The organism is Corynebacterium sp. HMSC072G08 (assembly GCF_001809185.1).
Classification (GTDB): domain Bacteria; phylum Actinomycetota; class Actinomycetes; order Mycobacteriales; family Mycobacteriaceae; genus Corynebacterium; species Corynebacterium phoceense.
The window spans coordinates 76,795-83,585 of record NZ_KV796462.1 but is presented as its reverse complement, the minus strand read 5'-3'; the positions used below and the strand labels follow the sequence as shown (position 1 = coordinate 83,585).

General features: G+C 63.7%; 4 protein-coding genes. 3 read left to right on the top strand and 1 reads right to left on the bottom strand.

Annotated features, from left to right (window positions below; translation table 11 throughout):
* Positions 1-2,033: HtaA domain-containing protein (locus tag HMPREF2559_RS11605; protein ID WP_070540852.1), on the bottom strand; the 2,033-nt coding region annotated here is incomplete at its 3' end.
* A gap of 215 nt (positions 2,034-2,248) precedes the next feature.
* On the opposite strand from HMPREF2559_RS11605, the gene HMPREF2559_RS11600 reads away from it, so the two are divergent.
* From HMPREF2559_RS11600 to HMPREF2559_RS11590, 3 genes are all read left to right on the top strand, one after another.
* Positions 2,249-2,566, top strand: coding sequence for a hypothetical protein (locus HMPREF2559_RS11600; RefSeq protein ID WP_070540863.1), 318 nt, complete (start codon positions 2,249-2,251; stop codon positions 2,564-2,566).
* A gap of 39 nt (positions 2,567-2,605) precedes the next feature.
* The gene (gene ndk / locus HMPREF2559_RS11595; protein WP_066492532.1) at positions 2,606-3,016 is read left to right on the top strand and encodes a nucleoside-diphosphate kinase; all 411 of its coding nucleotides are present in this window, start codon (positions 2,606-2,608) and stop codon (positions 3,014-3,016) included.
* 235 nt (positions 3,017-3,251) lie between these two features.
* Positions 3,252-6,773 carry an Rne/Rng family ribonuclease gene (locus HMPREF2559_RS11590; protein WP_070540849.1) on the top strand — a complete coding sequence of 1,174 codons (3,522 nt, stop codon included), beginning with the start codon at positions 3,252-3,254 and terminating at the stop codon, positions 6,771-6,773.
* Positions 6,774-6,791: the final 18 nt, after the last annotated feature.

Here is a 6,791-nt window from a genome sequence, read left to right as displayed (position 1 = left end):
GGCTGGGTGTTTTCCGGCTTCGGGTTTTCAGGCTTGGGCTTGCCCGACTCCGGCTGGCCAGCTTGGGCCTTAGCGAGAGCCTGTTGCGCGGCAGCGAGTTTGTCTGCGTCATTGTCGAGCTTGGCGGTGGCGATGTCGAGCTCTGCTTGAGCGATAGCGACATCACGCTGCAGCTCAGCGTTGGTGGGATCTGCGGCCAGTGCCGAGGTGGCATCGTCAAGCTTCTTCTGGGGAATAGCAAGCGCACGCTTGCGCAGCTTAGCCAGGTTGTCTTCCTCGCTGATTGCGGGCGTATCTTCGGACGCGACATCGATGCGGCGCAGGACGTAGTGCTCCTTCCAGTCTCCACGCGACTCGTCGAGAGTGGGCACGAACATGGTGCCGTCCTTGCGAACCAGGAACGTGTTGTTCGTGACATTGGTCGTCTCGCGCCCGTTGGGCAGCGGGAAGGACTTCGTCACGGTGAAGCTGCCCTGCTGGAGCCAGTTGAGATCGCCGGTCGAGCCATTAAGCTGAATGGGCGTGCCGTCTGCGTCGAAGCCGACAGCCGCCCAACCCGGAAGCACGCCAAAGGTCGGCTCGCTCTCGGCCTTGACGTCGCGGGTATCCGGATCGTAAATGAGCGACTGCGCGGCGGCGGCCGACGGATTGGGATTCGAGTTAAAGCGGTAGATGTGCACGCCATCGGTGGACAGCCCGTCGAGGTAGGTGCTCTGGGAAGTGTAGCGCGAGCCCTTCATGAAGGTGGCGCGCTCAGTGACCTCGGTGGCGTCGGGCTTGATGGAGTAAAGCAGCGACTTCGTGGGGAGTTCCTCGCCCTCGAAGTAAGGCTCCGGCGAGCCGTTGTAGAGGAACGTGCCGTCTTTCATGGGCAAAAGCTCCGCCTGGTTCTTCCACGCGAAGTCGTTAGCCCAAATAGTGCCCGGCTCCGCGTCCAGGCGAGTGTCTCCGAAGAGCTGTTCGCCGGTGGGCAGCGGCGCCTCGGTGAAGGTTCCGTTCGACCCTGAAAGCAGCGTTGCGGTGCGGGCGCTAAAATCCTCCGGGACGATAGCAGCAATGACGTCGGTGCCCGGGTGGTAGCCCACCGCGTAGATGTCGTGGGAGGCGGTGGCGGCTACACGCGGGGTGCCGAAGCCGGAATCGGTGATGTCGACTGCCTTGAGCTCGGCGCGGTCGGTCTCGTCGACGTAGTAGAGCACCTTGTGATTCGAATCGTAGGCCGCGAGGCCACGGTTGCCGGTCTGGGCGGGCAAGGCCGCGATTTCCTTTAGGTTGTTGTCAATGAGCGCGTAGCCCTGTCCATCGGGCATGCCGACGAGTACGCCGGTGCCAGTATCGAAGAGCTGGTGCACGCCGTCGTCATAGTCAGCGTGGGAGTTCCAGGTCTGCGTGCGCAGCGTGATGTCCGACTCGACGAAGGTGGCGCCCTCACCGACATAGTTCAGCGCCACGGGATCGAGTCCCTCGCCCACGGAGTAGAACTCGGAGAACATGCGGTTGCCTTCTTCGGTCAGGGTAGAAGCGATATTCTCCCACGAGACGCGTCCGCCCTCGTTGGTGAACGTGGCGGAGCTGGGCTTGAGGGTAGCGATCTTGACGGCCTCTTTGGGCGCGTAGATCTCGTTCTTAAGGTACTGCTTGGAGCTCACGTGAGCCTCAAGGTAGGACTCGGCGGGGGAGAGCACGACCTTCGGGTCTTCGAATCGCAAGTCGAGATCGCACACGCTCGTCATCGGTTGCGAGGCATCCTGGCAGTACTTGCGGTAGAGGATAGTGCCGTTGAACTGGGCCTCGGTTCGCTTCGACTCCTTGTCAAAGGTGACGTCGGTGAGCTCGAAATCAAAGCCATTGTCCGTGCGCGTTGCCCCGTCGCCCACGTAGGTCGCCCCGTTGGTGTAGCTGTTGAAGCTGGCGCGGATGCCCCAGTGCAGGTGACCGTCCGCCGTTGCGGCGGAGGCAGGCACAGTGAGAGGGATGAGGGCGGTGGTGGTGAGGGCGGCAATGAATGTGCCGCGTCGGAAACGAGATGCCACGATGGGGGTTCTCCTTGGTCAATGAGATGAAACAAAGGCGGCTGAGTAGCGCCCGAACTTAATAAAGCACAATTAACAAAGGGTAACCTAACCTATAGCAGGTAAGGGGGTGCTAAGTTTGTGCCGAAGGGTACGTGGGCAGGGTAGATTATTAAATATCTATACTTTTGGGGGTAAAGCGGGATGTGCTGCGTGGTCTCGTTATGCTGGTGCGCATGCGCTACGTTCTCTTCGCTTTCTCTGCATTCTTTTGCCTTGCGGCGATAGGCAGCCAACTTTTTGGTGCGCCGCGCCTCGTCGCCGTGGTGTGCATGGTCCTCGCTGCCCTCGCGCTCGTCATCGGGCTCGTGTACCAGGGGAGGGTCATCGAGAGCCAGGAGAAGGTCCTCAACGAGGAGCAAACGGCCGAGCTGGAGCGGCTGCTCGACAACGGTCAATTCGGCGTCGCAGTGGGGCAGGTACGCCTGTGGTTCCGGGGCACCAGCGAGGAAGAAGCAGAGGCGGTTGTGCACGCGCTCGCGCAAGGCCGATAACGTGCGCGCGGAAGCGGGGCGTCATGTACTATGTTTCGCATGACTGAACGTACCCTCATTCTTATCAAGCCGGACGGCGTTGCCAACGGCCACATCGGCGAGATCATCTCCCGCATCGAGCGCAAGGGGCTCAAGCTCACCGCTATGGACCTGCGCGTTGCTGACCGCGAGACCGCGGAGAAGCACTACGCCGAGCACGCAGACAAGCCGTTCTTCGGCGAGCTGGTCGAGTTCATCACCTCTGCTCCGCTGGTTGCTGGCGTTGTCGAGGGCGAGCGTGCCATCGAGGCATGGCGTCAGCTGGCTGGCGGCACCGACCCGGTCTCCAAGGCCACCCCGGGCACCATCCGCGGCGACTTCGCCCTCACCGTTGGCGAGAACGTCGTCCACGGTTCTGACTCCCCGGAGTCCGCAGAGCGCGAGATCGCTATCTGGTTCCCGAACCTCTAAGCCGTACTCCACTACACCGAAGTGTACAGCCCAGGCCATGTGCCTGGGCTTTTGGCGTTTTCGTGTCCGCGCGCGGACGAGGGTGCGCCGGGTGTGCCAGAATGGGAGGCACGATACTTCTCACAGAATGAGAAGCGTCGACAAGCTTTCATACACACCGCTGCCTCGTGTGGCTGCTGCACCGTTAAGTGCGCGCCCGGGGAGCGACAAGAGAAAAGGTAAGTGAGTAGCAGACGTGGCTGCACCGAAGAACTCTAAGACAACTACACAAGACACCGGCTCGCTTAGCGCCGCGGCGAAGCTCATCGCGAAGCTCGACCGCACGCAGTTCGGTCCGAAGACCCGCCTTTATGCTTTGGCCAAGCAGATTGCTCTGCCGTCCAGCGCCCTCGTGAGCGTCTTCGCCGAGCAGGGCGTGAAGAAGGCCGCCCAGTCCTCGCTGAGCCCGGATGAGGTTGCCGCGGCTCTCGATGCGATTGTCGCTCAGGCAGGCGCTCCCGCCGCCGAAAAGAAGGCCGAGGAGAAGGCTGAAGACAAGCCCAAGAAGAAGGCTGCGAAGAAGGCTGCCAAGACCTCCGCCGAGAAGGCGCCGAAGAAGACCCAGAAGAAGGCCGCTAAGAAGGCAGAGAAGGCCGAGCCGGAGACTGCTGAGCCCGCCGTCAATGAGACCGTCGCACCGGCAGCCGAAGAGAAGCCGAAGAAGCGCGCGAAGAAGAAGTCCTCCCGTAAGGCAACGCGCAAAGCTGCCACGAAGAAGACCGAAGCGCAGCCTGCTGCCGAGACAGCCGAGACCGAGCAGCCGGCGGACGCCGAAGACGAGAAGCTGCGCGAGCGCGTGCGGAAGAACGTCGAGAATGAGATCTCCCAGATTGAGACCAAGGTCGAGGCAGAGCTCGAGGAAGAGAAGGCCGAACTCGCCACGGTGCAGGTCGAGACTCCGGAGGAGAAGCCGAAGAAGTCGCGTCGCCGCGCTACGAAGCGCACGAAGAAGTCTGATCAGGCCCAGGCTCACGAGGAGCCGAAGCAGGAGAGCGCCGAGGGCGCAGAGAACGCTGAAGACGCCATGCTGCGCGAGCGCGTGCGCAAGAACGTGGCGAACGAGATCTCCCAGATTGAGGAGAAGGTTGAGGCCGAGCTGGAAGAAGGGCTCGACGACGCCGCTGAAAACACCACCGAGGACGCCGCAGAGCAGGAGCACGACGAGTCCCACGAGCCAGACGTCGAGCAGCTGCACGAGGCGCTGGTGGAAGCCGGCGAAGACTTCGACGAGGACTTCGCGCCTATCACCCCGAAGCCTGAGACGGACACGTCGGTCGACTATGCGCCGGTCTTCATGGCACCCACCCCGCGCCGCGGGCGCCGTCGCGCTGTGAAGCGCACGTCCCAGAAGCAGGACCCGCAGCAGGAGCGCCAGCAGCACGAGCAGCAGCCACACGAGAATGAGCACAGCTCGAAGCAGCACGACAAGCAGGACCACCACGACGAACCTGAGCGCATCGAAGAGCCGCGCGCCATTCGCGGTTCGACGCGTATCGAGGCGCAGAAGCGTCGCCGCCGTGAGATGCGTGAGAAGGGCCGCGAGCGTAAGCACATCGTGAGCCAGGCGGAGTTCCTCGCGCGCCGCGAGTCGGTGGAGCGCACCATGGTCGTGCGCGACAAGGAGCGTACGGACGGCCACGGCACCGTGACCCAGGTGGGCGTGCTTGAAGACGGCCTGCTCGTCGAGCACTTTGTGACCTCGGAGTCGCAGGCGTCGATGATCGGCAATATCTACTTGGGCCGCGTGCAGAACGTGCTGCCGTCCATGGAAGCTGCGTTCGTCGACATCGGACAGGGCCGCAACGGCGTGCTTTATGCCGGCGAGGTCGATTGGCGCCGCACGGGCCTGGGCGGCCGCCAACGCAAGATCGAGCACGCGCTCAAATCGGGTGACCAGATTCTGGTGCAGGTCGCCAAGGACCCGGTCGGCGCGAAGGGCGCGCGACTGACCACGCAGATTTCGCTCGCCGGCCGCTACCTCGTCTACGTGCCGGGTGGCCGCAATGCGGGTATCTCCCGCAAACTGCCAGTCCCGGAGCGCAAGCGTCTCAAGGAGATCTTGAACCGCGTCGTGCCGGATGATGGCGGCGCAATCATCCGCACGGCCGCAGAGAATGTCTCCGAGGAAGCCATCGGCACGGACGTGCGTCGTCTGCACACGCTGTGGGAGGACATTACCGAGCGTGCGAATAAAGAAAAGAATTCCAAGGGCGCCAAGCCGGTCACGCTCTACGAGGAGCCGGACCTGCTCGTCAAGGTCGTGCGCGACCTCTTCAACGAAGATTTCAGCCACCTCGTCGTCGACGGCCGCCGTTCCTACAACACGGTGGATCACTACGTGCAGTCCGTGGCGCCGGATCTCGCGGACCGCGTGGAGCGTTTCGACCGCCGTGAGCACGGCGGGGCAGACGCGTTTGAGACCTTCCGCATCGACGAGCAGCTCCACAAGGCGCTCAGCCGCAAAGTCTGGCTGCCGTCGGGCGGCACGCTCGTCATTGACCGCACCGAGGCCATGACCGTCATCGACGTCAACACCGGTAAGTTCACCGGCTCGGGCGGCAACCTTGAGGAGACAGTGACGCGCAACAACCTGGAGGCTGCCGAGGAAATCGTGCGCCAGATGCGTCTGCGCGACATGGGCGGCATGATCGTCGTCGACTTCATTGATATGGTCCTGCCGGAAAACCAGGACTTAGTCCTGCGCCGCCTCAAGGAGGCTCTGGGCCGCGACCGCACGCGCCATCAGGTCTCTGAGGTCACCTCGCTGGGCCTCGTCCAGATGACGCGCAAGCGCCTGGGGACCGGCCTTATCGAGACCTTCTCCACCGAGTGCGAGGCCTGCCACGGCCGCGGGCTTATCATCCACGAATACCCCGTGGACGAGTCCGAGCCGGAGCACCACCACGGCCGCAGCAAGCGCAAGCGCCCCGCGAAGCCGGACCACCCGGCCGCCAAGGCCATGCATGTCGAGCACAAGAACGAGCAGCGCGACGACGAGTACGAGAACAAGCGCGAGGACAAGCCTTCGCTCGAGGACCTCGCGGCCTCCGTCGTTGCGGGCGGCCATGACGCGCAGGAAGATGACCACGAGGAGCGCAAGCCCCAGCGTCGCCGTCGCCGTGGCTCGCGCGGCAGCAACCGCGGCCGCGACAAGCGCGAGGAGCAGAAGCAGGAGGTCGACGCCGCAGAGATCGCCTACGCGGCCGCCGAGCATGCCGAGGAGCTCGACGATGTCCAGGAATTCCAGTCGCATATCCCGGACGAAGAACACGTCTCTGCGAAAGCGGAGACGAATCCAGAAAAGACCTACGAGGAGGCCGTCGCCGAGTTCGAGGCCTCACCGCGTCGTAAGCGCCGCACCCGCGGCAACTCGCGTTCGGACCGCAGGCCCCGCCGCGAGGACTTCCAGCGTGCGCCGGAGCCTTCCGATGTCCCCTTGCAGCAGCCTGAGCAGGAGTCCCCGGCCGAGATCCGTACCGTGAGCTCGCGTGGGCGTCGCCGTGCGGTGCGCCGCGCCACGCGCAGGCAGGCACAAGCCCAGCCAGAAGCGCAGCGTAAGGAGACGGTGGAGAAGCAGTCGACGGAGGAGAAGAGGGCATCGGCAAGCTCGCGCGGACGCCGGCGCGCTGTGAAGCGCTTCGTGAAGACGAGCGAACCTCAGGCTGCCGAAGGCTCGCGTGGCCGGAGGCGTGCGGCGCGTCGCAACCGCGGTTTGTAATTTAGGCGGTGTACGGGG